We start from the raw sequence: 26,636 nt of genomic DNA on the forward strand, positions 1-26,636 counted from the left end.
GCTTGGGCTCCTGCCTTCGCAGGAGCACGGCATCGGGGATGTCACGATGTCAAAGAGCGCGACGACGCTGTCAGGCGAAATCCTACATTGCAAGCGGCATTCCGGACGCGCCTACTACACACCCCGTTACGGCCGAAATATTCCAATTGATTCAGTATATTGATCACGATCAAGCGCCAATATTGCCCTTCCCAATTAGTTAACATTTTCGTAACTTGCCCTGGGGGCTCGGCATCGTGCGGAGTCTTCCACCAAGAGGGGCCAGTATGAAAAAGTTGCTTTTCGGCACCGCCGCGGCGGTGCTTGCGTTCGTTTCGGTTCCGGCATCGGCCGGCGATTTCATCTTCAACTTCACCGCGACCGGCATCAGCGGCAGCGGCACGTTCACGACGCAGAACACGCCGAACAGCAGCGGCGGGTATCTGATCACCAACACCACCGGTACCGTCACGGTCGGCGCGAATACGTTCAGCATCACCGGTCCGACGAACTATGCCGCGGCGAGCAATCTGCTCTACGCGTTCCAGACGCCGCTGCTCGACTTCGACGGGACCAGCTTCGCGCTGTCGAACCCCGCCGCGACCGACGTCAACCTCTATTACCTGGGCGGCTATCGCTACATCCGCACCGGGATGAGCGGCAATCAGGCGCTGACCTCGTTCACCGTCACGCCCGCGACGGCGGCGGTTCCCGAGCCGGCCACCTGGGCGATGATGATCATGGGCTTCGGCCTGGTCGGTGGCGCGATGCGCCGCCGCAGCGTCCGCGTCGCGTTCGCCTGACGAAATGCGCGACCGGGGCGGTTCGCAGTCCCGGTCGCGCCAATTGCAAAGACCTGCTATCCCCTCGCGCGAGGGGGAACAGCTATGAAACAGGCCTTGATTGCGCTTGCGTTGATCGCGGCGGCGCCCGCGCCGGCCGGACCGGCAGCGTCCGCCAAGGCCTTCGTCGATAGCCTCTACAGACCGTGGATCGCCTCGCTGAAGCGCGATTCCAGCGCCGATCGCACCGGCTACATGCCGAAGGACGACGAGAGCGTTTATATTCCCGAGCTGTCGGCGCTGCTGAACAAGGATCAGCGCATCTCCAACCGCACCGGCGATGTCGGGGTGATCGACTGGGTTATCCTGTGCTCGTGCCAGGACGATGGCGGCCTCGGCTATCGCGTGACCATACCGGTCGCGACGGCGAAGACCGCGACCGCCAAGGTCGCGCTGAGCTTCGGCGGGAAATACGACCGCACGCTGACGCTCAAGCTGATGAAGCTGCCGGCAGGCTGGCGGATCGCCGACGTCGCCGACACCGACATGCCGAGCCTGCTCGCGCTGCTGCGCAAGGAGTTGCGTGGCAAGAAATGACGCTTCGCAGCCTCTGGAAAGTCTGATAGACGGTCAATTGTGAACGTTCACAATTGGAGAGGTGAGCCGTGAACCGTAGGGATTTCGTCCGCACAGGCCTGGCCACCGGGGCCGGTCTATCCGTCGCAACGACCGCCAACGCCATCGCCGGCACACCCATCGACCGCAGCTTTCCCAAGGATTTCCGCTGGGGTTGCGCGACCGCTTCCTACCAGATCGAGGGCGCGGTGAACGAAGACGGCCGCGGGGCGTCGATCTGGGACACCTTCTCGCACACGCCGGGCAAGGTTGCGAACGGCGACACCGGCGACGTCGCCTGCGACAGCTATCATCGATATCGCGAGGATATCGCGCTGCTCAAGAATCTGGGGGTCGGCGTCTATCGCATGTCGATCGCCTGGTCGCGGATCTTCCCCGACGGCCGCGGCCAGCCCAACCAGAAGGGGTTGGACTATTACAACCGCGTGATCGACGCGCTGCTCGCGGCCGGTATCCAGCCCTATGTCACGCTGTTCCACTGGGATCTGCCCCAGGCGCTGCCCGGCGGATGGCAGAACCGCGACACCGCCCATGCCTTTGCCGATTATGCCGGGTACATGGCGGGAAAGCTGTCCGACCGGGTGCGGCACTTCATCACGGTGAACGAGCTGCGCTGCTTCACCGACCTCAGCTATCAGGTCGGCATCCATGCACCGGGCCTGAAGCTGCCGCCAGCCGGGATCAACCAGGTCCGCCACCATGGCGTGCTCGCCCACGGCCTCGGCGCGCAGGCGGTGCGCGCGCATGCCAAAGGCGATACGCAGGTCGGGATCGCCGACAATACCAGCTTCTTCGTCCCGGTGATCGAGACGTCCGAGCATATCGCGGCGGCGAAGAAGGCCACGCGCGAGGACAATGCGATGTTCCTCACCGCGATCATGGAGGGCCGCTATATCGACAGCTATCTGGCCGCCGCGGGCAAGGACGCGCCGAAGGTGCAGGCGGGCGACATGGCGACGATCGGCACGCCGCTCGATTTCGTCGCGCTCAACATCTACACGCCGACTTATGTAAAGGCCGATCCGTCGGTGCCGCGCGGCTGGACGCCGTTGCCGCACCTGCCGCAATCGCCGCGCATGGCGTCGCCCTGGCTCTATGTCGGTCCTGAAGTCGCCTTTTGGGGCGTCCGCCTGACGAGCGAGCTATGGAATCCCAAGTCGCTCTACATTTCCGAAAACGGCTGTTCGGCGGACGACGTGCTCGACGCGCAGGGCCGCGACGACGATGCCGATCGCATCATGTATCTGCGCAACTATCTCGGCCAGTTCCAGCGCGCGACGGCGGAGGGTTATCCGCTCCACGGCTATTTCCTGTGGAGCCTGATGGACAATTTCGAATGGGCCGACGGCTATACCAAGCGGTTCGGCATCCATTACGTGGATTTCAAAACGCAGCAGCGCACGCCCAAGCTGAGCGCGCAGTGGTACAAGGAACTGATCCGCCGCAACGCGTTAGTGTGACATGCTCATCCTCCCCCGCCAGGGGGAGGTGGCGCGAAGCGACGGAGGGGGAGGATACGGCGCACCATCGATAGTGCGTCGCCTCCTCCCCCTCCGTCAGCCAAGGCTGACACCTCCCCCTGGCGGGGGAGGATTTCAGATGGATCGCGACATTGCTTTCTTCAGGCGGGCGTGCGCGGACGCCTTGATCTGGCAGACGCGCGCGGCGCCGACGCCGATCACTTCGCCGATCTCCTCGAGGTTGAGTTCCTCGACATAGTAGAGCTGAATGACCTGGGCCTCGCGTTCGGGCAGTGCAGAGATCGCCGCGATCAATGCGTCGCGCAGGTCGATTTCGGCGAGCTGGTCGAACGCATTGGGCTCGTCGGACATGAACCACGGCCCGTCGTCGGTGTAGACGTCGTCGATCGAATCGAACCGCACGGCCTCCGCGCTCGCATAATCGGCGCGCAGTTTCTCGATCGTCACGCCCAGATGCGCGGCAACGGCCGCATCGGTCGGGGGTACGCGGCCGACGGTGAGCATGGCGACGGTCTCCTGATATTGCTTGCGGCGGCGCATCGCCCCGCGGGTTAGGGTCGCCTGACGGCGCAACTGGTCGATCATCGCGCCGCGCAGCCGCGTCGCGAGATATTGTTCGAACGTGACTTGCCCGCGATCCTCGAAGCCGTGGATCGCCTCGACCAACGCCACGAGCCCGATCTGGACGAGATCCTCGACCTCGCACACGCCGGAGATCGAGCCATGGACGTGCCAGGCGATGCGGCGGACGAGCGGGGTGTGCTTGCGGACCAGCGCCTCGACGTCGCGCACGGGCGCGCGGCCGTAGGTCAACGGTTGAGCGTTTTCGAACGCCCCCTTCATCGGTTCCTCGCTCATGCCGCGAGCGCCTGCGGCGCGCCGATCACGGCGACGACTTCGACCGCCTTCTCCTCCGGCACTTCGAAGAACGACATGACCGGCGTGTCGGGCAGGCAGGTCTTGACCAGCTTGCGGATCGCCTGGCGGATCGTGGGCTGGACGACGAGCGCGAACGGCTTGGCTTCGGCGACCAAAGGCGCCGCGGCGTGCTGCAACGCCTCGACGATGCGGCGGCCGAGATCGGGTTCGATCGTGTGGCGGCGCGACGGGTCGGAGCGGACAGCCTGGCCGAGCAGCCCTTCGAGCTGACCCTCCAAGGTCATCACGCGCAGCGGTTCGTGGACGCCGCAGAGCTTCTGGATGATCAGCCCGCCGAGTTCGGGGCGGATCGCCTCGATGATTTCCTCGGCATCGACGGTCTTCTGCGCGGCGACCGCAATGGCGGACGCGATACGCCGGAATTCCTTGAGCGGGATGCCCTCGGCGAGCAGGCCCTTGAGCACTTGCGTCAGCGTGGTCAGCGGCAACGGCGCCGGCGACAAGGCGGCGACCAATTGCGGGCTACGTTCCTTCAGGCCATCGAGCAGCGCCTGGACTTCGTCGGCGCCGAGTAGATCGGCCGAATTGGCGCTCAGTTGATGGTTGAGGTGCGTCGCCATGACCGTCCCCGAATCGACTACCAGATAGCCCTGTCCCGTCGCGGCATCGGCATCGCCCGGCGCGATCCAGGTGGCTTCGAGCCCGAAGGTCGGATCCTTGGTCTTCTTGCCCTGCAGTTCGCCGAACCCCTCGCCGGTGTTGAGCGCGAGCATTTCGTCGGCCGAAGCCTGATCCTCGCCGACGACGACGCCGCCGACCAGGATGCGATAGGTATAGGGCGCCAGGTTGATGTCGTCGCGCACGCGCACTTGGGGCACGACGAAGCCGAGTTCCTTCGACAGCTGACGCCGTACGCCAGTGATGCGGCCCATCAGCGGCGCACCGCGACGCTCGTCGACCAGCGGCACCAGACCGTAGCCGATGTCGAGATTAATCTGCATGCTGTCCGACACTTCCTCCCAGCCGATCTTCGACTGATCGGGCGCCGGCGCGGCGGGCGCGGGGGGCGGCGGGCGTTTGGCGATCTGGTTGAGCTTCCAGGCGGTGAAGCCGGCGATCGCAGCGGCCGACAGCAACACGAAGTGCGGCATGCCCGGCAGCACGCCGAGGATGCCGAGGATGACGGCGACCGGGGTCCAGGTGCGGGCAGCACCGAACTGGCTGCCGATCTGGCCGGCCAGATCGTGGCTCGACGTGACGCGCGTGACGATCGCAGCGGCGGCGATCGACAGCATCAACGACGGCAGCTGCGCGACGAGCGCGTCGCCGATCGCGAGCAGAACGTAATTGTGCGCGGCGTCGCTCAGCGACATGCCATGGCTCACCGGGCCGAGGATCAGGCCGCCGACGATGTTGGCGAACAGGATCAGGAGTGCGGCGACCGCATCGCCCTTCACGAACTTCGACGAACCGTCCATCGAGCCGTAGAAGTCGGCTTCGGTCGATACTTCGATGCGGCGCGCCTTGGCTTCCTCGGGCGTGATCAGGCCGGCGTTCAGGTCGGCGTCGATCGCCATCTGCTTGCCGGGCAAGGCGTCGAGGGTGAAGCGCGCCGACACTTCGGACACGCGGCCCGCGCCCTTGGTGACGACGATCAGGTTGATGATCACCAGGATCGCGAAGACGAAGATGCCGACGACGTAATCGCCGCCGATCAGGAAGGTGCCGAACGCTTCGATGACGTGACCCGCCGCGCTCTCGCCCTCATGCCCGTGGACGAGCACGACGCGCGTCGAGGCGACGTTGAGGCCGAGGCGGAACAGCGTGGCGAACAGCAGCACGGTCGGGAAGGCCGAGAAATCGAGCGGCTTCTGCGCGTTCAACGCGACCATCAGCACCGCGAGGCTGATCGCGATGTTCGCGACGAAGAAGATGTCGAGCATCGCGGCCGGGATCGGCACCACCATGACGCAGACGAGCAGCAGGATCGCGAGCGGGAGGGCGGCGTGGCGGACGTTGCCGCCGAAAAGCTTGTTCAGCGAGTTCACGAGCGGTTAGCCCCCATGCTTGCGAGCATCATGTATGCCAGCCGCGCGGTGTCGGGCGTCGGGCGGAGAAGATTGACCGAATTGGCGGACGCGGGCGGTGTCGTCCCGGCGGCGGTGGCGCCGGTCGCGCGGGCGAGCGCCGCTTTAGCCCAGGCCGCGGCGCTGTCGTTGCTGTCGCCCGACCCGGTGATGACGGTCGCGTCGCCGAGATTGGTGATGCCGGCGAGCGCGGCGAAATTGGCCTTGGCGGTTTCGAAATCGCCGCCCTTGCGGAATACCGCCGGGGTCAGCCCGGCGCTGCCGTCGAGCGTGTCCGACGCCAAGCCGACCGCGCCGACCTTCGCCGCGCCCTTGTCGAGCTTGGCGGCGAAGCGCTGGTAGATGTCGCCGAGACTGCGGGCATTACCGCTCGCGTCGTAGAAGATGCTGCGGTTGGCGCGCGCGGCGGCCGGGAACATCGCCGCACCCGACACATTCGGATTGGCCTGCATCGTGCGCAGGAACGATCGTGCCCCGCCCAGACCCAGGAAATGCGCCATGTAGAGATCGGTGCCGGTCGCGCCGCGGCCCAGCGAGCCTTCGAGCGACGCCTTGTTGTCCGACGCGAATTCGGCCGCCATCGTCGCGGAGACTTCGGGATTGTTGCGCAAACCCAGGATCGCGCTCTTCATGCCGGGGTCGTTGACCACCCAGCGACCGCCCGAGCGCGTGATCGCGTTCGATGCCCAATCGAGTCCGTGCTCACTGCCATGCTGCTTGATGACGCCGAGCCATGACTGGTCGATGAACTGATAAAGGCCCGTCGCCGACGAGGTGCCGGCGCGCGCGGTCGGGTTCAGGCCGCTTTCGAGCTGCGCCTGGCCGAGCAGATAGTCGAAATCGATCCCCGTCGCTTGGCTCGCTTTCGCGATCGCCGAGCGAACGTTACCGATATTCCCCGAGATTGCTTCGACGCCCATCGGCCCCTTGCTGGTTGCCCCACTTCAGGCGCACACTCAGCAAGCACCGTGCCAAACCCTTACGCGTAGGCGGCAGCGAGTCCGTTGGGGCGATATCCGCCGGCATCACCGGCAAGACTTTGCAGCCTGCGGCGGACGTTTGCCGCCAGCAGGTTGACGTAGATGCGCGCGGTTTCGTTCAGGCGCTGCGCTTCTTCGGCGAGTTCGCGCACGCCGGGTTCGAGCGGGCCGTTGTCGATCGCGGCAAGCGCGTCGATCGCGACCAATTTGGTTTGGGTCGCGCGGTCGAGCGCGGCGACGTCGTTGGACTTCATCGCCGCGATTTCGGCGTGAAGCGCATCGATGACGCTGATCAGGCCATCACGCCTTGTCATCGGACATCCAGTCGTAGCGCAACGCGAGCATCCGGTCCGCGATCGTCGCGGGCAGGATCGGGAAAGTACCGTTGGCGATCGCCTGCTTGATGCGCGAGACGCGTTCGGTATCCACCGGCGGCTGCGTCGCGAGCTGGCTGGCCAGCTGCGTTGCGGGCGACAGCTGTGGCTCGTCGGCGACAACCACAGGTGCAACCTTGGGCGCTACCGCCACGGGCGTGACGGGAGCGACACGGAGGTCGTTGGGCGTCGAGCCCTTCGGTCCAATCGGATCGACCATAGTCCACCTTGTTACTAACTCGGACCATCAAACGACCGCCTGTTTAAAACATTTAGAAAAAATTATTCGCCGCCCGGAATCATGGCCTTACCCGGCTCCGTCGCAATCGCCTGGATCGGCGGTTTGCCGTCGGTGACCTTGATCAGCACACGCGCACCGGCGGCGGCATCGTTGACCGCGACGCCGTCGCGAGTGACCGCGAAACCAGGACTGCCGGCGCTCACCGACACCGGATCGCCGCGCTTGATGACGATCACCGGCTTGGCGACCGGCGCCGAGGTAGGCGCGAGCGGCGACGGCTCGACGATCGCGGGCGCGGCGATGCGGATCGGCACGTAGATGCGCCATTCGGGATCCGGGCACGCCACGACGACCGAGTCGTGCGCGGGCGTCCGCCAGTTCATCGTGACCATCGGACACGTCGCGAGCTTGAGCCGCGTGTCGATCGCGGTGCGCGCGCCGCCATCCTCGCCGATGCCGCGACCGGTGAAGCCGGCGACGGCCTTGTCGAGCAACGTCGTGCTCTGGAAACTCTGCGCGGCGGCCGGCGTGGCGGCGACGATCGCGGCGAGCGTGATGATTGAGCGGATCATGGGTTGGTCCTGACGGCGGGATCGCCGGTAAAGCTGACGGTGACGAGCGCGGTGCGCCCCGCGGTCGAGGCGGAAGCGATGGTGATGCGGCCGGCGGCGATGCCGTGGCCGATCAGATAGGCGGTGACCGCGCGGGCGCGATCGGTCGCGAGCAGATCGGCGCTGCCGGTCGCGGGGTCGACATCCCCTGCCCCGGTCGCGCCGCCGCTCACGCGCAGGCTCGCGCGCGGGTCGCGGAGGTTGGCGGTCGCGAAGTCGATCAGCCCGGCATCCGATTGGATGCTTGCCGATCCCGGCGCGAAGCCAACCGCCGCGACGGCGAGCGGGATCGGATCAGGCGTCACGTCGGGCGCGGTCGCGCCGAACCCTTCGCGCAGCCCTTTGGCGAGGGCGCGCCGGTCGGTCGCCTGGACCAGCACGAAGAACCCGACCAGTAGCAACGCCAGATCGGCGAGCGTCCACAGCCAGAGCGGCCGGGACGGTGGCGCGTCGAGCAGATCGGCGTCGTTCACGCTGCGGCCACCGCGACCACCGAACCGCGCGGCTGGCCGTATTCGGCAAGCGCGGCGAGCGGCGCGACCAGGCGCGACCGCTCCTCCGCCTCGGCGCGCGCACGGCGGCGCAGGCGGACGGCGATCGGCATCGCGATCAGATTGGCGATCAATGCGCCGTAGAGCGTCGCGAGCAGAGCGACCGCCATCCCCGCACCGATCGCGGCGGGGTCCTGCATCGCCAGGAACATCTTCACCAGCCCGATCAGCGTACCGACCATACCCATCGCCGGGGCGACCTCGGCCATGCCCGCCCACATATCGGCGGCGCCGGTGTGGCGCAGGATACGCGCGCGTCGGCGTTCGTCGAGGAGGCGAGTCACGTCGGCGGGCGTCGCGCCGTCGACGATCCGCGCGATCGCGGCCGCGACGTCGGGATCGGCGATCACCGAGCGGTCGAGCGTGTGGACGCCGTGGCGCTTGGCGATGCGGCCGAGTGCTGCGACCTGATCGATCAGCGGGCTCGCGTCGAGCGTCCGCCGCGGCAACGTCGCCAGCGCGGCGATCCCGCGGCCGACGTCGCGGAGCGGGGTGCGGAGCAGGGTCGCGGCAAGCGTACCGCCGGCGACGATGAAAATCGCGGCGGGATCGAGATAGGGGCCAAGCGCGTCGGGCGTGATCATGCGCGAGGGCTCTGCAAGGGGCGGGCCAGTTTCTCGCACCGTCGCCCCGGCGCAGGCCGGGGCCGCTGCGTTGCTAAGGTAGCCCTCTCGAAATCCAGCGGCCCCGGCCTCCGCCGGGGCGACGGCAAGTGGCAAAACCGGCAATCGCGTTGCCGCCAACCGGCAATCCTTTGCCGCTTTCGCCGCTCTACGAAGGCAAAACCTGCTCTCAACGGCAATTGGCACGGCCTTTGCTGAACTCTCGCGCAGGATTTAACGCGAGGACCGGCACATGGCCGACAACAGTCTGTTCGGAATACACGGGGCGGCGCTCGAAGTGCGCGGTCAGCGCATGGGTATTCTCGCCTCCAACATCGCCAACTCGTCGACGCCGGGCTTCAAGGCCAAGGACATCGACTTCCAGAAGGCGCTGCGCTCGGCGCAGGGCGGCAGCATCGACGGCGCGGTCACCGGCGCCACGATGTACCGCGTGCCGCTGCAGCCCAGCCTCGACGGCAACACCGTCGACCTGTCGACCGAGCAGACCGCCTTCGCGGAGAATGCCGTCCAGTATCAGACGACGCTGGCGTTCCTGAACGGCCGCATCAACGAAGTCACCCGCGCGCTGAGGGGAGAATAAGCAATGTCCGACCAGCCGCTTTCCATCTTTGCCGTATCGGGCCGCGCGATGAGTGCGCAGCTCGTGCGCATGAACACGACCGCGTCGAACCTGGCCAATGTCGGCTCGGTCTCGAACTCGGCCGACACCGCATACCGCACGATCAAGCCGGTGTTCCGCACCAGCTTCGACAAGGCGAGCGGCATGGCCACGGTCGATGTCGAGAACATCGTCACCGCCGGGAGCGAGCCGACCAAGCGCTACGACCCCGCCAATCCGATGGCCGACAAGGACGGCAACGTCTGGGAATCGAACGTCGATGAAACGCGCGAGCTCGTAGACATGATGGAGACCGCGCGCGGGTACCAGAACAATGTCGAGGTCATGCAGACCGCGAAATCACTGATCGTCGATACGCTCAAGCTCGGGAAATAAGTCATGACCTCCACCTTCGACACCACGCTCGCCAATCTCGGCATTCAGCGTACCGGGACCACGACCCCCACTGTCTCCGCGCCGGGCGCGCAGACGCTAGGCCAGGCCGATTTCCTGAAGCTGATGACCGCGCAGTTGCAGAACCAGGATCCGTTCAACCCGGTCGACAACACCCAGATGGTCGCCCAGATGGCGCAGTTCTCGTCGCTGTCGGGCATCACCGAGATGTCGTCGACGCTGAAGACGATCGCCGCCAAGTTGACCGGCACATCGACCAGCGACGCGATGTCGTATGTCGGCAAGACCGTCCTGACCGAAGGCAGCACCGCGTTCGCGCGGACCACCGGCGGCATCGCCGGCGCGGTGGAGTTGGGCGACGACGCGACCGACCTGTCGGTGACGATACAGGACGCCAACGGCGCGACCCTGAAGACGCTCAACCTCGGCCAGACCGCCAAGGGTACCGCGGAATTCGACTGGGACGGCACGACCGACAACGGTCAGCCCGCCGGCAACGGTCCGTTCAAGGTCATCGCCACCGCGACCAACGGCGGCAAGGCCGTCACGACCACTCCGCTGGTCTGGGCGCCGGTCACCTCGGTGACCGACATCTCCAGCGGCAACCCCAAGCTCAACGTCGCCGGGCTCGGCGCCATCGCCATTTCGTCCGTCCGCCAGGTCGGCTGATCCAGAACCCCCTCGGAGTAACGCACCATGTCCTTCTACACCTCGCTTTCGGGTCTCCAGGCCTCGCAGTCCGAGATGAACACCATCTCGCACAACCTCGCCAACGTCGCGACCAACGGCTTCAAGAAGAGCCGCACCGAATTCGCCGACGTCATCGCATCGAGCGTCAGCGTCTCGCCGACCAAGATGGTCGGGTCGGGCGTAACGGTGAAAGCCAACCGCCAGCAGTTCGGCCAGGGTAACCTGATCCAGTCGTCGTCGAGCCTCGATCTCGCGATCTCCGGTGACGGTTTCTTCGCGATCAAGCCGCAGCTCGACGGTTCGAAGGTCAACTTCACGCGTAACGGCGGCTTCGCGGTCAACCAGGATCGCTACGTCACCGACGCACAGGGCAATTACCTGCAGGTCTATCCGGTCGACGGGTCCGGCGCGGTCGTCGCGACCGGCATCGACCAGACGCAGAGCCTGCGTTTGCCCGCCACCAGCGGCACCGCGGTGCCGACCAGCCAGATCAACATGACGGTCAACCTGCCGTCGGCGGGTCCGATCCCGACGACCGCGACGTTCGATCGCTTCGACCCGTCGAGCTACAACCAGTCCACCTCGACGACGATCTACGACAATAACGGCAATCCGCAGACGCTGACGACGTACTTCAAACGCACGTCGGCATCGACCGGCACCGGCGTCAATTCGACCTGGGAAGCCTATAACTATGTCGGCGACGTGCCGCTGACGGCGGGCGGCAGCAACAAGATCAACCTGACGTTCGATTCGTCGGGCACGCTGACCGCGCCGACGACCGCGACCACGTTCGACCCGTTCACGCCCGCCGGTTCGCCGAGCGCGCAGACCGCGGCGTTCAACTTCGGCAACGCGACCAGCCAGCAGGCGCAGCCGTTCAACATCTCGTCGCGCACGCAGAACGGCAAGGCGGTCGGCCAGATCGAAGGCGTCACCGTCGACGGCGACGGCCTGGTCAAGGCGAGCTTCTCGAACGGCGACGTCCAGACGTTGGGCAAGGTCGTGCTGGCGAACTTCATCGATCCGGCGGGTCTGCGCCAGCTCGGCGATTCGACCTGGGCGGCGACGGGTCTGTCGGGCCAGCCGCAGCTCGGCTCGGCCGGCGTCGACGGGTTCGGCAACCTGATGTCGTCGACGATCGAACGTTCGAACGTCGATATCACCGAGGAGCTGGTCAACCTGATCGCGGCGCAGCGCAACTTCCAGGCGAATGCCAAGGCGCTCGATACCGCGAGCCAGATCTCCGAAACCATCTTCAACATCCGCACCTGATGACGGTTGCGGCGGGGGAACGCTGAATGGACAGGCTGATCTACACGGCGGCGTCGGGGTTGAAGGCGCGGATGGCGGCGCAGGCCGTCATCGCCAACAACATGGCGAACGCGTCGACGATCGGTTACCGCGCCGAGCGGGTCGATTTCGACGCACTGCTGCTGAAGGGCGACGGCTTCGACAGCCGCCAGCCGACCTCGGAAGACGTCAAGGATTTCGACCGCTCGGCCGGCGCGATGATCTCGACCGGGCGCAGCCTCGACATCGCGATCCCTGGCGACCAGTGGATGGCGGTCCAGGCGGCAGACGGCAGCGAAGCCTATTCGCGCCGCGGCGACCTGAACGTTTCGGCGAGTGGCGTACTGGAAACCGGCGACGGTTTCCCGGTGATGGGGTCCGGGGGGCACCCATCACCGTGCCGCCGTCGTCGTCGATCTCGATCGCGGCCGACGGCACGCTGTCGATCATTCCGCAAGGCGGCGACGCCAAGAACCCGCAGATCATCGACCGCATCAAGTTCGTCAGCCCCAAGGGATCGGCGACGGTCAAGGGTCTCGACAATCTGGTCCACGTCAAGGGCGGCGGTGTGCTGCCGGGTGACGAGGAAGCGACCTGCATGAGCGGGATGCTGGAACAGTCGAACGTCAACATGACGCAGTCGCTGGTCGACATGATCGAGAACCAGCGCGGCTACGAAGTACAGGCCAACCTGATCAAGTCCGCCAAGGACATGGACGAAAGCGGCGCATCCGTGATGCGCATGCCGAGCTAAGGAGTAAGAAGAGATGGGTAGCGCAGCGATGCATATCGCCCGCACGGGGCTCGACGCCCAGGACATGCGGATGCGAGTGATCTCGAATAACCTGGCCAACGTCAACACGACGGGGTTCAAGAAGGACCGCGCGTCGTTCGCGACCTTGTCGTATCAGACGGTGACCGCCGCCGGCGCGTCGTCGTCGAGCGAAACCAAATATGCGACGGGCCTCAACCTCGGCACCGGCGTGCGCATCCAGGGTACCGCGCGGATGGACACGCAGGGGTCGATGCAGACCACCGGCAACAGCCTCGACATGGCGCTGGACGGCGACGGCTATTTCCAGATCCAGATGCCGGGCGGTCAGCTCGGCTATACCCGCTCGGGCAATTTCTCGCGAAGCCCCGAAGGCCTGCTCGTGACCAACGAGGGGTATCAGGTGCAGCCGGGGATCACCGTTCCCGAAGGCACGACAGCGATCACCGTCGGCACCGACGGCACCGTGTCGGCGACCGTCGCGGGGCAGACCGAACCCTCGACGCTCGGCCAGATCCAGATCGCGACCTTCGCGAATGCGGGCGGGCTGCAGTCGAAAGGCGACAACTATCTGACCGAAACCGCCGCGTCGGGCGCCGCCAATCTGGGCGTGCCGGGTGAGGACGGTCGCGGCACGATCCGCCAGGGGATGCTTGAAGCATCCAACGTCAACGTCGTCGAGGAGCTGGTCGACATGATCGAATGCCAGCGCGCGTACGAGGTCAATTCGAAGATGATCTCGGCCACCGACGACATGCTCAAATATGTGAACCAGAATCTGTGATGCGCAACCTCACCACCATCGTCGCAACGACGGCGCTCGCCGCACTCGTCATCGGTTCGGCTTCGCCCGCGCAGGCGGGCATCTTCGGCAAGAAGAAGGCGAAGGAGGATTTCTCCGCGCCGCCGCCGCCCCGCGCCGTGCCGCCGGCACCCGCGAACGGCAGCATCTTCCAGCCGCAGGAAGGCTATGCCGCGCTGTACGAAGGTACGCGCGCGCGCCGCGTCGGCGATCCGCTGACGATAGTGCTGGTCGAGAACATGTCGGCGTCGAAATCCTCGTCGTCGAAGCTCGATTCGGGCGGCGGGTTCGGCATCACGCCGCCGTCGACCGGCCCGCTCAACCTGTTCAAGCCGACCGATATCGGCGCCAGCGGCAACCGCAACTTCAACGGCAAGGGGACGGCCGACCAGTCGAACTCGCTGTCGGGCGAAGTCTCGGTCACCGTGGTCGAAGTCTATCCGAACGGCACGATGCTGGTGCAGGGGCAGAAGCGCGTCACGCTCAACCGCGGCGACGAATTCGTCCAGATCAAGGGCGTCGTCCGCGTCGCCGACATCAGTGCCGACAACCGCGTGCTGTCGACCCGCGTCGCCGACGCCAAGATTTCCTACACCGGCAAGGGCGACGTCGCGCGTGCAGGCCGCCAAGGTTGGCTCAGCCGCTTCTTCTCGGTGATCAGCCCGTTCTAGGGCCGCGCCTTATGGTTAGCACGGTCTTAACTTCCTTTGATGCAAAGTAACCGCCTAACCGGCCGTTGAAAGGCATGTCATGTTGTTCCGTTCGCTCCTTGCTCTCCTTGCCGTTCTGGTCGCGGTCCCGGCGCATGCCGACCGCATCAAGGACCTGGGCAGCTTTCAGGGCATTCGATCCAACCAGCTGACCGGCTACGGCATCGTCGTCGGCCTGGCGGGGACGGGCGACGACAATCTGGAATACACCATTCAGTCGATGAAGGCCGTCGCCTCGCGCTTCGGCCTCAACCTGCCGGCGAACATCAACCCGGGCCTGAAGAACGCCGCGGTGGTGCTGATCACCGCCGAGCTGCCCGCCTTCGCCAAGCCGGGCCAGCGGATCGACATCACCGTCGCGTCGATGGGCAAGGCCAAGTCGTTGCGCGGCGGTGCGCTGATCATGACGCCGCTGATGGGCGCCGACGGCCAGATCTATGCGATGGCGCAGGGTAACCTCGCGGTCGGCGGTCTCGGCATCGAAGGCAAGGACGGATCGCAGGTCGTGGTCAACGTGCCCTCGACCGGCCGTATCCCCGAAGGGGCGACCGTCGAACGCGCGGTCGCGACCGGGTTCGAAAGCACGCCCAACCTCACCTTCAACCTTGCGCGGTCGGACTTCACCACCGCGCAGAACGTCGCTTCGGCGATCAACACGCGTTTCGGCGCCGGCGTGGCGGAGGCGGTCGATGGGGTGTCGATCCGCGTCAACGCGCCGGCCGGCGCCGACACCCGCGCGACCATCATGTCCGCGATCGAGAACCTCGACGTCGTGTCGGCCGAGCCGCCGGCCAAGGTGATCGTCAACGCGCGCACCGGCACCGTCGTGATCAATTCGGCGGTCCGCGTCGGGCCGGCCGCGGTCACGCACGGCAAGCTGACGGTCCGCATCGACGAGAAGCAGACCGTCGTTCAGCCCGCCCCGTTCTCGAACGGCACGACCGCCAACGAACAGAAATCGGGCGTCCAGGTCGATGAAGAGAAGAAGCCGATGTTCCTGCTCGCGCCGGGCCCGAAGCTCGCCGACATCGTCAAGGCGGTGAACGCGATCGGCGCCTCGCCATCGGACCTCGTCGCGATCCTCGAAGCGCTGAAGGAAGCCGGCGCGCTGAAGGCGGAGTTGATCATCCTATGACCGACCTACCCTCAACGTCGGCGGCAACGCCGACCACCGGCATTTCGACCGATACGAGCCGCCTCGCCTCGTCCGCCAACCTCAAGAAGGCGGGCGAGAAGTTCGAGTCGGTGTTTATCGGTCTGATGCTCAAATCGATGCGCCAGGCGAAGCTGGGCGACGGGCTGTTCGATTCGAAGAATTCGGACACGTTCCGCGACATGCAGGACAAGAACGTCGCCGAGAGCATGGCCGCGCACCAGCCGATCGGCATCGGTAAGGCGATGACCGATTTCCTCGCGCGCAGCCAGGCCGCGCTCAAAACCCCGGTCGCGGCCGACCCTAGCGGGAGCACCACGCCATGAGCGATATGCTGGCGATCGGCGCGAGCGGACTGCGCGCCTATCAGGTCGCGCTGAACACCGTTTCCGAAAACATCGCGAACGCCGGCACCGCCGGCTACACGCGGCGCACGACCAACATCAAGGAAGTCGCCTCGATCGGCGGCATCAGCGCGCAGGCGATCGGCAGCGGCGAAGGCGCCGCGGTCATCGGCGTCCAGCGCGCCGGCGACATGTTCAAGATGGCCGAGGTGCTGTCGTCGGGGTCCGACCTCGGCAAGACCGCGACCAGCGTTGGCTGGCTCGACCGCATCGAAACCTCGCTCAGCAGCAGCGTGCTCAGCACGCGGCTGTCGAGCTTCTTCACCTCGGCGACGACGCTCGCCGGCGACCCGACCTCGACCGCCGCACGATCCGCGATGCTCGAATCGGCCAACGGCGTCGCCAGTGCGTTCAGCGAGACGGGCGCATCGCTCGATCGCGTCGCGACCGATCTCGACACCACGACGCGCGATACCGTGTCGTCGCTCAATTCGCTGGCGGCGACGCTCGCGCGGATCAACCAGGGGCTCGGCCGCGCTGCGCCCGGCACCGCCGGCAACGCCGCGCTGATGGACCAGCGCGACCAGACGCTCGAGGCGATGAGCGCGCTGACCGACGTGCATGTCAGCTACGACAATGCCGGCCGCGCGTCGGTCAATGTCGGGGGCAGCGGCGGGCCGTTGCTGGTCGACGGCAATTTCAACGCGACCGTGGGGTATGCGCGCAACGCGAGCGGCACGATGTCGTTCAGCGTGCTGACCGGCGTCACCCAGCAAGTCATGTCGCCGACCGGCGGCGCGCTGGCCGGAATCATGGACGGCGCGCAACGGATCGCCGACGCCCGCCAGCAGCTGCAGGGTATCGCGCTGAATTTCGTCAAGGACGTCAACACCGTTCAATCGGGCGGCCGCGACCTCGACAACAATGCCGGCGCCAACATGTTCGCGATCGATACGTCGGCGGGTACCGCCCAGGTGTCGGCCACGCTCACCGATCCGCGCGGCATCGCCGCCGCCGCGGTCGGCGGCGGCCAGCGCGACAACACCAACCTCGCGGCGTTCGCGGCGATCCGCACCAGCGGCGGCTACGAAAGCAAGGTGGTCGACATGACCACGACCAACGCCTCGGCGCTGGCGCAGCGCAAGTCGGTCGCCGACGCGCAGCAGACGATCCGCGACAACGCCGTATCGTCGCGCGACGCGCTGTCGGGGGTCGATCTCGATACCGAAGCGGTCGATCTGATGCGCTTCCAGCAAGCCTATGCCGCGACCAGCCGCGTGATCCAGGTCGCGCGCGACACCATCCAGACCATCATCGACATCCGGTAAGCGCCATGCAGATCAGCACCCAGCAATTCTACACGTCGAACCAGCGCAACCTCCACGCGCTGACATCGACCGCCGATATCCTGCAGACGCAGATTTCGACGGGGAAGAAGCTCAACGCGCCGTCCGACGACGCGGTCGGGTATCGCCGGCTGCAGGGGCTGGTCCGCGACGGCAGCAACGACCAGGCCTATGGCGGCAACATCACGATCGTGCAGTCGGCACTAAGCCAGGCCGACACCACGCTGAAGTCGATGACCGACGACATCCAGCGCGCCAAGGAGCTGGCGATCAAGGCGAACAGCGGCACCTTGTCGCCGAGCGACCGGTCGATCATCGCCGACGAACTCGATTCGATCGTCAAGGGATTGGTCGATCTCGCCAACGCCAAGGATTCGCGCGGCGCCGCGATCTTCGCCTCGGGCGATTCGCCGGCGGTCACCGCCAATTCGAACGGCACCTTCACCTTCGCCACGTCCGGCCCGACGACGATCCCGATCGGCGATTCGTCGAGCGCCGCGCCGGGCGACGCGGCATCCCGCCTGTTCGTCGATTCGGGCGGCGGCAACATCCTGTCCGACATTTCGGCGCTGTCCGCAGCGCTGCGCGGCACCGGTGACGTCAGCACGCTTGCCGGCGCGACCGGCGACAAATTGACCGCGTCGAACAACCAAGTCGCGGGCGTGCAAGGCGCGCTCGGCGCGCGGTCGCAGCGCGTCGATATCGAATCGACCCGGATGGCGGCGAACGCCACCGACCGCGAGATCACGCGATCGTCGATCGAAGACGTCGATCCGACCCAAGCGATCACCGATCTGCAAAAGACGATGACGATCCTGTCGGCCGCACAAGCCAGCTTCACCAAGCTCGCGGGCCTGTCGCTGTTCGACTACATGCGGTGAATTTTCGTCGGTTAGCGCCGACCCGGTGCCAATTTGCACCCTAAAATTCCCTACGGTTAACCGATTGATCACCAAACCCGACTAACTCTGTACCGGACCGGGTCACACCGGCGCAGGCCGCGGAATATAGGGGATTTTCAGCACTAATGTTTCCGGCAATCGGCCTCATCATTTTGCTCGGCATGGTTTTCGGCGGGTTCGTCTTCACAGGCGGCGCGCTGGGACCGGTGCTGGAGGCGATTCCGCACGAAATGCTGATCATCGGCGGCGCCGCGATTGGGGCGTTGGTCATCGGTAACTCCGGCAAGGAGCTGAAGGCGCTCGGCGGCGGCGTGATGAAGGTGCTGAAGGGCCCGAAATACAAAAAGCAGGATTATCTCGACGTCATCTTCCTGGTGTCGAAGCTGATGAAGATGCTGCGGATGGACGGGCCGATCGCGCTCGAACCGCATGTCGAGGATCCCAAATCCTCGACCGTTTTCGCCGAATATCCCCGATTGCTCGCGGACCATACACTGATCAACCTGATCGCCGACACGCTGCGCCTCGTCGTCGTCTCGTCGGGCACGCTCGACGTGCACGCGGTCGAGGAAGTGATGGATAACGCGATCAAGACGCACCACCACGAAGTCGAAGGCCCGCAGGGCACGTTGCAGTCGCTCGGCGACGCGCTCCCCGCGCTCGGCATCGTCGCGGCGGTGTTGGGCGTCGTGAAGACGATGGGCTCGATCGACAAGCCGCCAAGCATCCTCGGTGCGATGATCGGCTCGGCGCTGGTCGGCACGTTCCTGGGCGTGTTGCTGGCCTACGGCATCGTCGGCCCGCTCGCCAATCGCCTGAAGCAGGTGATCGACGCCGACGGCGCGATCTATCACGTCGTCAAGCAGATCATCATCGCCTCGCTGCACGGTCACCCGCAGCCGCTGGTGATCGAAGCGGCCCGTTCGGGCATCGCGCATTCGAACCAGCCGGGCTTCGCCGAAGTCTTCGACGGTCTCCGCGGACGCTAAGTCATGGCGGCGGCGCGCGCTCCACACGGCAACAACCAACCCCCGAAGATCATCGTCAAGAAGATCTATATCGAGGGTCACGGCGGCCATCACGGCGGCGCGTGGAAAGTTGCGTACGCCGACTTCGTGACCGCGATGATGGCGTTCTTTCTGCTGCTGTGGATCCTGGGCGCGACGACCGAAAAGCAGCGCAAGTCGATCGCCGATTACTTCGCGCCGACGCTCGTCGAGTTGAAGCAGAACAGCGCAGGGTCGAACGGTATCTTCGGCGGCTCGTCGATCACCGACAAGGATCACTACCCCAACCGCGCCGCGCAGACCGGCACGCGATCGATGACGATTCCGATCGGTGCGACCGGCGGCAACAAGGAGGGGTCGGGCGACAAGGGCTCGCTCAAGAACCAGGCGACCGCGGCCGAGGACGCCAAGAATTTCGCGGCAATGAAGCGCACGCTGATGTCGGCGATGCAGGCCCAGCCGATGAAGCGACTGGCGAGCCACATCCGCTTCGTCCAGACGCAGGACGGCTTGCGCATCGACCTGGTCGACGACGCCGATTATTCGATGTTCGCGCTCGGTACGACGCAGTTGGTGCCGGAAGCGGACAAACTGATCGGGCTGATCGCGCAGACCATCAAGGGCACGCAGAACCCGATCATGATCCGCGGCCACACCGATAGCCTGGGCTACGGCAACCCGCTCAACATGAACAATTGGATGCTATCGTCGGGGCGCGCCGAGGCGACGCGTCGCCGGTTGGCGGCGGGTGGCACGCCGGAAACGCGCTTCTACCGCATCGAAGGTGTGGCCGATCGCGAGCCGATGATCGAGAACGACCCGACCGACCCGCGCAACCGCCGCGTGTCGATCACGCTCCTGTGGCGCGCGGGGTCGTTCAAGCAATAACCGGTTACCGTCACCCCAGCGAAAGCTGGGGTCTAGAGCCGCATCGCGCCCCTTGCCTGAGATCCCAGCTTGCGCTGGGATGACGTTGGCCTAACCTCCCGCCATGACCCCTCTCCTCCTGCTGGCCGCCGCTGCCGCCGCCGCGCAACCCGCCGCGACGGTTCGCGTCACCTTCGACAAGAACGGTGTCACCTCGGTCACCAACGAAGGCCTAGCCGACGCCGCCGCCAACCGCGCGGTTACCCCCGACAGTGTGGTGCGGATCGCCTCGATCTCAAAGCTCGTCACCGCGATCGGGGTGATGCGGCTGGTCGAGGCGGGCAAGCTCAACCTCGATGCCGACGTCTCCAGATATCTCGGTTACACGTTCCGCAATCCTGCCTTCCCCGACACGCCGATCACACTTCGGCTGCTGCTGTCGCACCGCTCCAGCCTGACCGACACGATCGACTATGTCCTGCCGCTCGACGGCGACATGCGGAAGGTGCTGGCTGACCCCAAGGCCTGGGACGCCGAGCACGCCCCCGGCACATACTTTCGCTACGTCAATTTCAATTTCCCCGTGATCGCCGCGGTGATGGAGCGCGCGACGGGAGAGCGGTTCGATCGGTTGATGGATCGCCTCGTCATCAAGCCGCTGAAGCTCAAAGCCTGCTATCAGTGGGACACGTGCGACGACGCCACGATCGCAAAAGGGGTCGTCCTCTATCGCGCCGGCGTCGTCACGCGCGACGACAATCACGGCAAGCGCCCCGCCTGCCCCGTCACCCCCGCGAGCGACGGCAATTGCGACCTGTCGCGCTGGGTCGCGGGCCGCAACGGCGCTACGTTCGCGCCGCAGAGCGGGCTGCATATCTCGATGCCCGATCTCGCCAAGATCGGACGGCTGCTAATGCTCGGCGGCAAGGTCGATGGGGTACGGTTGCTGACCCCGGCGTCGGTGAAAATGATGACCACGCCGGCCTGGAATTACGATGGCGCGAATGGCGATATCGGTGCGGGCTGGGCGTGCAGCTATGGCCTTGGCGTGATCACCACCGCCAATCCCACCAAGGGATGCCGCGACGATCCGTTCCGCGACTCACGTCCACGCTTCGGCCATCTCGGCGATGCCTACGGCCTCAAGTCCGGGCTGTTCGTCGATCCGGCCCGCGGGGTCGGCGTCGCCTATTTCGCGACGGACGTGCCCAACGAGCCCGGCACCAAATCGGCCTATACGCTGACCGAAGAGAATCTGGCGCGACCTTGACGCTGACCCATCGCGCAGAAAGGATCGTGAAAATGAAGCTTGGCGCTGCCCTGATCGCCACGTTGCTGGCGGGTTGTTCGATCGGCGCGGCGCCCGCGCCCGTCGCCGACCTGATCATCCGCGGCGGCACCGTCTATACCGGTGACGCCGCGCCGTTCACCGGCGACGTCGCGATCAAGGACGACAGGATTGTCGCGGTCGGCCCGAACCTGACGACCGCGGCGACCCGCACGATCGACGCGAAGGGCATGATCGTCGCACCCGGCTTCATCGATCCGCACACGCATGCCGGCCCCTGGCTCGCCTCGGCCGATCCGCAGACGCGGCTGATTCCGGCTTTTCTGCTGCAAGGCGTGACGACGGCGTTCATCGGCAATGACGGCGGCGGATCGACCGACGTCGCGAAGGTGCTGGCGAGCCCGGCGACCAAGCCGGTCGGACTCAATTTCGTTACCTATGTCGGGTTCGGTACGATCCGCGAGGCGGTGATCGGCAGCGCCAACCGGGCGCCGACACCCGCCGAGCTCGACCGCGAAAAGGCGCTGGTCGCCAAGGGCATGTGCGAAGGGGCGATCGGGCTGTCGACCGGCCTGTTCTACGCGCCGCAGAGCTTTTCCAAAACCGACGAAGTGATCGCGTTGTCGGCGGAGGCGGCAAAGCGCGGCGGCTATTACGACAGCCATATCCGCGACGAGTCGAGCTACACGGTCGGCCTAGCGGCGGCGATCGACGAGATCATCGCGATCGGGCGGGCGACCGGCATGCCGGTCCATGTCAGTCACATCAAGGCGCTGGGCGTCGATGTGCAGGGCCAGGCGCCCGCTATCATCGCCAAGATCGACGCCGCGCGGGCGGCGGGCGTGAACATCACCGCGAGCCAATATCCGTGGAGCGCATCGGGGACGAGCCTGGTCGCCAGCCTTGTCCCGCTCTGGGCGCAGGACGGCGGGACCGCGGCGCTGATCAAACGCTTCGACACGCCCGCGCTCCAGACCAAGCTCCGCGCCGACATGACCGAGAACATGCGCAAACGCGGCGGTCCGGCGACCCTCCTCGTCACCGAGGGACAGTATCGCGGCAAATATCTCAGCCAGATCGCGACGGCGATGAAGACCGACCCGATCAGCGCCGCGATCGCGCTGATTCGCGTGCACGACTCCGCGACGGTCAGCTTCAACATGAGCGAGGCCGACATCGCCGCGTTCATGCGGCAGCCTTGGGTGATGACCGACAGCGACGCGTCAGGCGGCCACCCGCGCGTGTGGGGGACGTTCGCGCGCAAATACGCGAAATATGTGGTGGCGGATAAGGTCATATCCTTGCGCGACTTCATCGAGCGATCGTCGAGCGTGACCGCGAAATGGTTCGGGCTGGCCGGGCGCGGCGAACTGAAGACGGGCAATTTCGCCGACGTCGTCGTGTTCGATCCCAAGACCTACGCCGCGCGCGCGACCTACGAGCAGGCCACGCTTCCCGCTGCCGGCGTCCGCACGGTCGTGGTCAACGGCGTGGTCGCGGTCGACAAGGGTGCGCTGACCGGCAAGGCGGCTGGGCGCGCGCTGCCGCATGTCCCGACCAGGGGTACGTGTCCTTGATCTCAAATCCTTATCGTCACCCCGGCCTCGAGCCGGGGTCCCGCTTTCTGGCGGTGATGGAAATCAGCGGGATCCCGGATCAAGTCCGGGGTGACGAAGTATGATGCGCCGCTGGTTCGCCATACCGCTGTGGCAGCGCGTGGTCGCGGGGCTCGTCATCGGTGTCATCCTGGCCTTCGCCTGGCCCACTGGCGCGCCGTACGTCCAGTTCATCGGCGACCTGTTCGTTCGCGCGATCCGAATGCTGGTCGCCCCGATCGTCCTCGTCACGATCGCCGCCGGGATCACCAGCCTCGCCGATCCGAAGCAACTCGGCAGCCTGGGCGCACGCACGATCGGTTTGTTCGCCGCGACCACCGCGATCGGCGTGTCGGTCGGGATGATCGTCGCGAGCCTGATCCGGCCCGGCGTCGGCGCCCCACTCGGCACCGCCGCGCCGCACGCATTAGGCGCGGCGGTCACGCCCTATGAGCAGTTGATCGGCATCGTCCCGCTCAACATCATGGATGCGCTGGCGAAGGGCGACATGCTCGCCTTGATCTTCGTCGCCATCCTGTTCGGGGTCGGCGTGGTGCTGACCGGCGAGGCGGGCAAGCCGTTCGCGAGCCTGCTCCAGTCGGTGTCCGCCGTCCTGCTCCGCGTCGTCGGGATCGTGATGGAGGCGACGCCGTTCGGGGTGTTCGCATTGATCTGGGTCGCGGTGGCCGCGAACGGCGCGAACGTGTTCGTCCATGTCGGCTGGCTCGCGCTCGCGGTGATCGCGGGATCGCTGATCCAGATGGCGGTAGTCCACAGTCTGATCCTGCGCTTCGTCGCGAAACTGCCGGTATTGCCGTTCTTCCGCGGGATCATCGACGCGCTGGTCGTCGCTTTCTCGACCGCGTCGAGCGGCGCGACCTTGCCGGTCGCGATGCGCGTCGCGGGCGACAATCTGGGCGTGGCGCGGCCCGTCTATTCGACCGTGCTCCCCTTGGGCGCGAGCATCGGCAAGGACGGCACGGCGATGTATGTCGGGCTGCTCGCCATGTTCGCGCTGCAGGCGTTCGGCGTGCCGTTGACTCCGCAAGTCTATGCCACCGTGCTGTTGACCGGCGCGCTCGCCGCGTTCGGGACGGCGCCGGTACCCTCCGCCTCATTGTTCATGCTCGCCGCCGTACTGTCGGCGGTCGGCGTCGCGCCCGAACAGACCGCTTTGGTGGTCGGCTTCGTCCTCCCCTTCGACCGCCTGCTCGACATGACGCGGACGGTGCCGAGCGCCTGCGCGAACCTGACCGTCGCGACGACGGTCGCACGGTGGGAGGGGCAGCTGGACGAGGCGGTCTATCGCGGCACGCCGCGCGAGTGACCGACGCCGCGCTGATCGAAGCCAGCCTGCTCGCGCTCGACGGCCAGGAGGCGGCGATGCGCGAGCGCCTGTTCGAGCGTTTCTTCGCGCGTTTCCCCGATCGGCGCGCGATCTTCCTCGCCATAGACGCCACGTCGGTGCGGATGACCGATGAGACGCTGCAATGGATGCTCGGGCTGGCGAGCGAGAGGAAATGGGTCTGGAGCCAGGTCGCTGAACTGGTGTTCAACCATCGCAACTACGGTCATCTGACCCATGAAGAATATGCCGTGTTCATCGACCTCGCGATCGACGCATTGGGCGAGACGATCGTCGATGCCTGGGACGAGAAGACCGACGCGGCATGGCGGCGTCAGGCAGCCACATTGAAAGACATGATCGCCCGCGCGCAGACCGAATGGACCGCAGCGCCGCTCGCCTATCCCTAGTTCTTGTAGAAGCGCAGGTTGCCGATCTCGAGCCAGGCATTGCCGCCCGGCTCGGCCTTCAGCCGTAGCAGCAACGCGCGTAGCGTCTTGGGGTCGAACGCCCCTTCGCCCTTCAACATCGCAAACGGCACGCGCACTTCGCGGACGGTCTCGTCGGCGGTGAACTCAGCGCCAAACCAGTCGTCCTGCTGGCGACCGTAATTGTCGAACGACAGGCTGTACTGCCCCTGCCCGCGCGCATCGAACGCGACGCCGGTGAAATCGCTCGCGTCGGCCAGCGTGATCCCGCCGGGCGTCAGCGGCACGAGCAGTTGCGCGTAGGGCTTGGCCCGCGCACCCATCCGCGCCACGATCATCAGTTTCTTGCCGACGCGCGGATCGGTCGGGCGGACGTAGAGCAGGTCGCTATGATCGGTACCACTCTCGGTGCTTTCGACCGGCAGCGTGTTCAGATCGGTGCGTCCGTCGTTCCGCGCACCGGTGTCGATCGGCCCGGCCATCTTCGCGACCGGCATCGGCGTCGGCGCGGCGCCATCGACGAGCTTGCGCAAGGCGATCAGATCCTGTTCGCGCCCGCCGACCCAGACGTGGCGGACGTTGTAGAGGTCTGCGATGTTCTGATCGGGCTTGCCCGCGATCAGCACGATGTCGGCACGCATCCCGGGCTTGATCGTCCCTTCCTGCTTGTCCGTGCCGATGATCCCCGCACTGGTGCTCGTCGCTGCGACCAACGCCTCGGCCGGGGTGAAGCCGAGTTCGGTCAGCATGCGGATTTCGCGGATCGTCGAGCTGCCGTGATAGGTCCCGCCAATCCCGGCATCGGTGCCGATCCCGATCCGCACCCCCGCTGCTTTCAGGGCGCGGATATTGCCCCGCATGATCGCCCAACGCTTGCTGTCATAGGCCTCGATCGGCTCGAGCGGCTTCGCCATCCGCGCTTCTTCGCGCGCCCGTTCCGGGGGGCGGAGGCTCGCCCATTCGCCCGGCAGGAAGGTGCGATTTTCCTGCGGCTCGTAGGTCGCGAGCGTCGCGATATATGCCGTACCGTTCTTCTTCATCAGCCCGATCAGCTCGTCGTCGATCGGCGCATCGCCGACGCCGTGGCCGACCGAATCGACTCCCGCCTTCGCCGCGATCTTGGCCTGGGCCAGCGTCACGGTGTGGGTGATGACCGGAATCCCCGCGGCGTGCGCATCGGCGACGATCGCCGCCAGCGTATCCTCGTTGATGCTGTTGAGGTCGGGGTCGCGCCCATAGCGCCAGCCGTCGGCGAACACCTTGATGACGTCGGGCTTGTACGCCAGCGCCTTCCTCATCGCGAGGTGCGCGGAGCGCGGGGTCGAGACCTGCAGTGTGAAGAAATCGCCCCAGCCGAATTCGGTGCCGTGCCCGCCCGGCACGCCGATCCGTACCGCCATCTCGATCCGCGGCGCCGCAATCCCGCCCGGTTTGATCATCTCGCGGATCGGCGCGAGCATCTCGCCCGACAGCGAATAATCGTTCACCGTCGTCACGCCCGCCAGCAGATAGGCGGCATAGGCCTTGCCGAGATCGTCGGGCGCGTCGAACGCCGGCGCGCGCAGATGCGTGTGGAGATCGTGCAGCCCGGGGATCAGCGTCATCCCGCGCGCATCGATCACGCGCGTGGCATGGGGACGCTTCAGGTTGCGGCCGACCGCGACGATCCGATCGCCCTCGATCAGCACGTCCTCGACCGTGGCGGGCGCGCCGGTGCCGTCGAACACCCGGGCATTATGAATCAGAGTCGCGCGCGGCACTTCCGCCGACGCGGCGCTCATCCCCAGCGCGACGGCCAGGATCGTGGCAAGGCGGCGGAGCAGGCTCACGCGTACATTTTCACGACTTGCGCCGCCGT

The 26,636-nt window shown here is 66.1% G+C and carries 30 protein-coding genes; 21 read left to right on the forward strand and 9 right to left on the reverse strand.

The window, feature by feature from the left end; translation table 11 throughout:
• Positions 1–266: 266 nt before the first annotated feature.
• The 3 genes from FPZ24_RS17665 (at position 267) to FPZ24_RS14880 (ending at position 2,857) form a co-directional block, all read left to right on the forward strand.
• Positions 267–782, forward strand: coding sequence for a PEPxxWA-CTERM sorting domain-containing protein (locus FPZ24_RS17665; RefSeq protein WP_240047501.1), 516 nt, complete (start codon positions 267–269; stop codon positions 780–782).
• An 84-nt stretch (positions 783–866) separates the two neighbouring features.
• Positions 867–1,358, forward strand: coding sequence for a hypothetical protein (locus FPZ24_RS14875; RefSeq protein WP_146573274.1), 492 nt, complete (start codon positions 867–869; stop codon positions 1,356–1,358).
• A 68-nt stretch (positions 1,359–1,426) separates the two neighbouring features.
• Positions 1,427–2,857, forward strand: coding sequence for a GH1 family beta-glucosidase (locus tag FPZ24_RS14880; RefSeq protein ID WP_146573276.1), 1,431 nt, complete (start codon positions 1,427–1,429; stop codon positions 2,855–2,857).
• Between the two features lie 135 nt (positions 2,858–2,992).
• Here the strand turns inward: FPZ24_RS14880 and FPZ24_RS14885 are convergent, their stop codons facing one another.
• The 8 genes from FPZ24_RS14885 to FPZ24_RS14920 form a co-directional block, all read right to left on the reverse strand.
• Positions 2,993–3,736 carry a sigma-70 family RNA polymerase sigma factor gene (locus tag FPZ24_RS14885; protein ID WP_146573278.1) on the reverse strand — a complete coding sequence of 248 codons (744 nt, stop codon included), beginning with the start codon at positions 3,734–3,736 and terminating at the stop codon, positions 2,993–2,995.
• Entirely contained in the window at positions 3,733–5,724 is a 1,992-nt protein-coding gene (gene flhA, locus FPZ24_RS14890; protein ID WP_240047712.1) for a flagellar biosynthesis protein FlhA, read from the reverse strand. Before flhA ends, FPZ24_RS14885 begins: the two co-directional genes overlap by 4 nt.
• Positions 5,725–5,801: 77 nt before the next feature.
• Positions 5,802–6,764, reverse strand: a complete 963-nt coding sequence (locus FPZ24_RS14895) for a lytic transglycosylase domain-containing protein (protein ID WP_146573280.1) — start codon at positions 6,762–6,764, stop codon at positions 5,802–5,804.
• 59 nt (positions 6,765–6,823) lie between these two features.
• Entirely contained in the window at positions 6,824–7,138 is a 315-nt protein-coding gene (locus tag FPZ24_RS14900) for a flagellar protein FlgN (RefSeq protein ID WP_146573282.1), read from the reverse strand.
• The gene (gene flgM / locus FPZ24_RS14905; protein WP_146573284.1) at positions 7,125–7,418 is read right to left on the reverse strand and encodes a flagellar biosynthesis anti-sigma factor FlgM; all 294 of its coding nucleotides are present in this window, start codon (positions 7,416–7,418) and stop codon (positions 7,125–7,127) included. Before flgM ends, FPZ24_RS14900 begins: the two co-directional genes overlap by 14 nt.
• Positions 7,419–7,480: 62 nt before the next feature.
• Complete coding sequence (locus FPZ24_RS14910; RefSeq protein ID WP_146573286.1) at positions 7,481–8,011, reverse strand: flagella basal body P-ring formation protein FlgA; 531 nt, start codon at positions 8,009–8,011, stop codon at positions 7,481–7,483.
• Positions 8,008–8,523, reverse strand: a complete 516-nt coding sequence (locus tag FPZ24_RS14915; protein ID WP_240047502.1) for an OmpA family protein — start codon at positions 8,521–8,523, stop codon at positions 8,008–8,010. The genes FPZ24_RS14910 and FPZ24_RS14915 overlap by 4 nt, the downstream gene beginning before the upstream one ends.
• Positions 8,520–9,185 (reverse strand): motility protein A, encoded by a 666-nt coding sequence (locus tag FPZ24_RS14920; protein WP_146573288.1) that lies wholly within the window; start codon positions 9,183–9,185, stop codon positions 8,520–8,522. The genes FPZ24_RS14915 and FPZ24_RS14920 overlap by 4 nt, the downstream gene beginning before the upstream one ends.
• Positions 9,186–9,456: 271 nt before the next feature.
• Here FPZ24_RS14920 and FPZ24_RS14925 point away from each other — a divergent pair, with 271 nt between their 5' ends.
• The 18 genes from FPZ24_RS14925 (at position 9,457) to FPZ24_RS15005 (ending at position 24,760) form a co-directional block, all read left to right on the forward strand.
• Entirely contained in the window at positions 9,457–9,804 is a 348-nt protein-coding gene (locus FPZ24_RS14925; RefSeq protein WP_146573290.1) for a flagellar basal body rod protein FlgB, read from the forward strand.
• Positions 9,805–9,807: 3 nt separating this feature from the next.
• A complete protein-coding gene (flgC, locus tag FPZ24_RS14930) occupies positions 9,808–10,218 on the forward strand; it encodes a flagellar basal body rod protein FlgC (protein WP_146573292.1) in 411 nt (136 codons plus the stop codon).
• Positions 10,219–10,221: 3 nt separating this feature from the next.
• Positions 10,222–10,905 carry a flagellar hook assembly protein FlgD gene (locus FPZ24_RS14935; RefSeq protein WP_146573294.1) on the forward strand — a complete coding sequence of 228 codons (684 nt, stop codon included), beginning with the start codon at positions 10,222–10,224 and terminating at the stop codon, positions 10,903–10,905.
• A 27-nt stretch (positions 10,906–10,932) separates the two neighbouring features.
• Positions 10,933–12,201, forward strand: a complete 1,269-nt coding sequence (locus FPZ24_RS14940; RefSeq protein WP_146573296.1) for a flagellar hook protein FlgE — start codon at positions 10,933–10,935, stop codon at positions 12,199–12,201.
• A gap of 71 nt (positions 12,202–12,272) precedes the next feature.
• Positions 12,273–12,821 carry a flagellar hook-basal body complex protein gene (locus tag FPZ24_RS14945; protein ID WP_420853367.1) on the forward strand — a complete coding sequence of 183 codons (549 nt, stop codon included), beginning with the start codon at positions 12,273–12,275 and terminating at the stop codon, positions 12,819–12,821.
• A gap of 50 nt (positions 12,822–12,871) precedes the next feature.
• Positions 12,872–12,973 (forward strand): flagellar basal body rod C-terminal domain-containing protein, encoded by a 102-nt coding sequence (locus tag FPZ24_RS17990; protein ID WP_420853409.1) that lies wholly within the window; start codon positions 12,872–12,874, stop codon positions 12,971–12,973.
• Positions 12,974–12,986: 13 nt separating this feature from the next.
• A complete protein-coding gene (flgG, locus tag FPZ24_RS14950) occupies positions 12,987–13,775 on the forward strand; it encodes a flagellar basal-body rod protein FlgG (protein WP_146573298.1) in 789 nt (262 codons plus the stop codon).
• On the forward strand, positions 13,775–14,464 hold the full coding sequence (locus FPZ24_RS14955) for a flagellar basal body L-ring protein FlgH (RefSeq protein WP_146573300.1): 690 nt from the start codon (positions 13,775–13,777) through the stop codon (positions 14,462–14,464). Before flgG ends, FPZ24_RS14955 begins: the two co-directional genes overlap by 1 nt.
• A 79-nt stretch (positions 14,465–14,543) precedes the next feature.
• Positions 14,544–15,638: a flagellar basal body P-ring protein FlgI gene (locus tag FPZ24_RS14960; protein ID WP_146573302.1), complete on the forward strand. Its 1,095-nt coding sequence runs from the start codon at positions 14,544–14,546 to the stop codon at positions 15,636–15,638.
• Complete coding sequence (locus tag FPZ24_RS14965; protein WP_146573304.1) at positions 15,635–15,982, forward strand: rod-binding protein; 348 nt, start codon at positions 15,635–15,637, stop codon at positions 15,980–15,982. Before FPZ24_RS14960 ends, FPZ24_RS14965 begins: the two co-directional genes overlap by 4 nt.
• Positions 15,979–17,328 carry a flagellar hook-associated protein FlgK gene (flgK, locus tag FPZ24_RS14970; protein ID WP_146573306.1) on the forward strand — a complete coding sequence of 450 codons (1,350 nt, stop codon included), beginning with the start codon at positions 15,979–15,981 and terminating at the stop codon, positions 17,326–17,328. Before FPZ24_RS14965 ends, flgK begins: the two co-directional genes overlap by 4 nt.
• A gap of 5 nt (positions 17,329–17,333) precedes the next feature.
• Positions 17,334–18,227: a flagellar hook-associated protein FlgL gene (gene flgL / locus FPZ24_RS14975; RefSeq protein WP_146573308.1), complete on the forward strand. Its 894-nt coding sequence runs from the start codon at positions 17,334–17,336 to the stop codon at positions 18,225–18,227.
• Between the two features lie 146 nt (positions 18,228–18,373).
• Positions 18,374–19,237, forward strand: a complete 864-nt coding sequence (motA, locus tag FPZ24_RS14980) for a flagellar motor stator protein MotA (protein WP_146573310.1) — start codon at positions 18,374–18,376, stop codon at positions 19,235–19,237.
• Between the two features lie 3 nt (positions 19,238–19,240).
• Positions 19,241–20,143, forward strand: coding sequence for a flagellar motor protein MotB (locus tag FPZ24_RS14985; RefSeq protein WP_146573312.1), 903 nt, complete (start codon positions 19,241–19,243; stop codon positions 20,141–20,143).
• 103 nt (positions 20,144–20,246) lie between these two features.
• Positions 20,247–21,392 (forward strand): serine hydrolase domain-containing protein, encoded by a 1,146-nt coding sequence (locus tag FPZ24_RS14990; RefSeq protein WP_146573314.1) that lies wholly within the window; start codon positions 20,247–20,249, stop codon positions 21,390–21,392.
• Positions 21,393–21,424: 32 nt separating this feature from the next.
• Positions 21,425–22,987: an N-acyl-D-amino-acid deacylase family protein gene (locus FPZ24_RS14995; protein ID WP_146573316.1), complete on the forward strand. Its 1,563-nt coding sequence runs from the start codon at positions 21,425–21,427 to the stop codon at positions 22,985–22,987.
• A 103-nt stretch (positions 22,988–23,090) separates the two neighbouring features.
• A complete protein-coding gene (locus FPZ24_RS15000; protein WP_338061660.1) occupies positions 23,091–24,332 on the forward strand; it encodes a dicarboxylate/amino acid:cation symporter in 1,242 nt (413 codons plus the stop codon).
• The gene (locus tag FPZ24_RS15005; RefSeq protein ID WP_146573320.1) at positions 24,329–24,760 is read left to right on the forward strand and encodes a globin; all 432 of its coding nucleotides are present in this window, start codon (positions 24,329–24,331) and stop codon (positions 24,758–24,760) included. The genes FPZ24_RS15000 and FPZ24_RS15005 overlap by 4 nt, the downstream gene beginning before the upstream one ends.
• Here FPZ24_RS15005 and FPZ24_RS15010 read toward each other — a convergent pair.
• A complete protein-coding gene (locus tag FPZ24_RS15010) occupies positions 24,757–26,607 on the reverse strand; it encodes an amidohydrolase family protein (protein ID WP_146573323.1) in 1,851 nt (616 codons plus the stop codon). The genes FPZ24_RS15005 and FPZ24_RS15010 overlap by 4 nt on opposite strands.
• Positions 26,608–26,636 lie beyond the last annotated feature (29 nt).

It is taken from the genome of Sphingomonas panacisoli, assembly GCF_007859635.1.
In the GTDB taxonomy this organism is placed as follows: Bacteria; Pseudomonadota; Alphaproteobacteria; order Sphingomonadales; family Sphingomonadaceae; genus Sphingomonas; species Sphingomonas panacisoli.

Excerpts from the sequence above, each read along its gene's own strand:
- FPZ24_RS14960 (WP_146573302.1), top strand. The coding sequence starts at position 14,544 with ATGTTGTTCCGTTCGCTCCTTGCTCTCCTTGCCGTTCTGGTCGCGGTC.
- flgC (WP_146573292.1), top strand. The coding sequence starts at position 9,808 with ATGTCCGACCAGCCGCTTTCCATCTTTGCCGTATCGGGCCGCGCGATG.
- flgK (WP_146573306.1), top strand. The coding sequence starts at position 15,979 with ATGAGCGATATGCTGGCGATCGGCGCGAGCGGACTGCGCGCCTATCAG.
- FPZ24_RS14985 (WP_146573312.1), top strand. The coding sequence starts at position 19,241 with ATGGCGGCGGCGCGCGCTCCACACGGCAACAACCAACCCCCGAAGATC.
- FPZ24_RS14895 (WP_146573280.1), bottom strand. The coding sequence starts at position 6,764 with ATGGGCGTCGAAGCAATCTCGGGGAATATCGGTAACGTTCGCTCGGCG.
- FPZ24_RS14935 (WP_146573294.1), top strand. The coding sequence starts at position 10,222 with ATGACCTCCACCTTCGACACCACGCTCGCCAATCTCGGCATTCAGCGT.
- FPZ24_RS14885 (WP_146573278.1), bottom strand. The coding sequence starts at position 3,736 with ATGAGCGAGGAACCGATGAAGGGGGCGTTCGAAAACGCTCAACCGTTG.
- FPZ24_RS14965 (WP_146573304.1), top strand. The coding sequence starts at position 15,635 with ATGACCGACCTACCCTCAACGTCGGCGGCAACGCCGACCACCGGCATT.
- FPZ24_RS14940 (WP_146573296.1), top strand. The coding sequence starts at position 10,933 with ATGTCCTTCTACACCTCGCTTTCGGGTCTCCAGGCCTCGCAGTCCGAG.
- FPZ24_RS17665 (WP_240047501.1), top strand. The coding sequence starts at position 267 with ATGAAAAAGTTGCTTTTCGGCACCGCCGCGGCGGTGCTTGCGTTCGTT.
- flgL (WP_146573308.1), top strand. The coding sequence starts at position 17,334 with ATGCAGATCAGCACCCAGCAATTCTACACGTCGAACCAGCGCAACCTC.
- FPZ24_RS14920 (WP_146573288.1), bottom strand. The coding sequence starts at position 9,185 with ATGATCACGCCCGACGCGCTTGGCCCCTATCTCGATCCCGCCGCGATT.
- flgG (WP_146573298.1), top strand. The coding sequence starts at position 12,987 with ATGGGTAGCGCAGCGATGCATATCGCCCGCACGGGGCTCGACGCCCAG.
- FPZ24_RS14945 (WP_420853367.1), top strand. The coding sequence starts at position 12,273 with ATGGCGGCGCAGGCCGTCATCGCCAACAACATGGCGAACGCGTCGACG.
- FPZ24_RS15000 (WP_338061660.1), top strand. The coding sequence starts at position 23,091 with ATGCGCCGCTGGTTCGCCATACCGCTGTGGCAGCGCGTGGTCGCGGGG.
- FPZ24_RS14990 (WP_146573314.1), top strand. The coding sequence starts at position 20,247 with ATGACCCCTCTCCTCCTGCTGGCCGCCGCTGCCGCCGCCGCGCAACCC.
- FPZ24_RS14925 (WP_146573290.1), top strand. The coding sequence starts at position 9,457 with ATGGCCGACAACAGTCTGTTCGGAATACACGGGGCGGCGCTCGAAGTG.
- FPZ24_RS17990 (WP_420853409.1), top strand. The coding sequence starts at position 12,872 with ATGATCGAGAACCAGCGCGGCTACGAAGTACAGGCCAACCTGATCAAG.
- FPZ24_RS14910 (WP_146573286.1), bottom strand. The coding sequence starts at position 8,011 with ATGATCCGCTCAATCATCACGCTCGCCGCGATCGTCGCCGCCACGCCG.
- flgM (WP_146573284.1), bottom strand. The coding sequence starts at position 7,418 with ATGGTCGATCCGATTGGACCGAAGGGCTCGACGCCCAACGACCTCCGT.
- FPZ24_RS14955 (WP_146573300.1), top strand. The coding sequence starts at position 13,775 with ATGCGCAACCTCACCACCATCGTCGCAACGACGGCGCTCGCCGCACTC.
- flhA (WP_240047712.1), bottom strand. The coding sequence starts at position 5,724 with ATGGTGGTGCCGATCCCGGCCGCGATGCTCGACATCTTCTTCGTCGCG.
- FPZ24_RS14875 (WP_146573274.1), top strand. The coding sequence starts at position 867 with ATGAAACAGGCCTTGATTGCGCTTGCGTTGATCGCGGCGGCGCCCGCG.
- motA (WP_146573310.1), top strand. The coding sequence starts at position 18,374 with ATGTTTCCGGCAATCGGCCTCATCATTTTGCTCGGCATGGTTTTCGGC.
- FPZ24_RS14900 (WP_146573282.1), bottom strand. The coding sequence starts at position 7,138 with ATGACAAGGCGTGATGGCCTGATCAGCGTCATCGATGCGCTTCACGCC.
- FPZ24_RS14995 (WP_146573316.1), top strand. The coding sequence starts at position 21,425 with ATGAAGCTTGGCGCTGCCCTGATCGCCACGTTGCTGGCGGGTTGTTCG.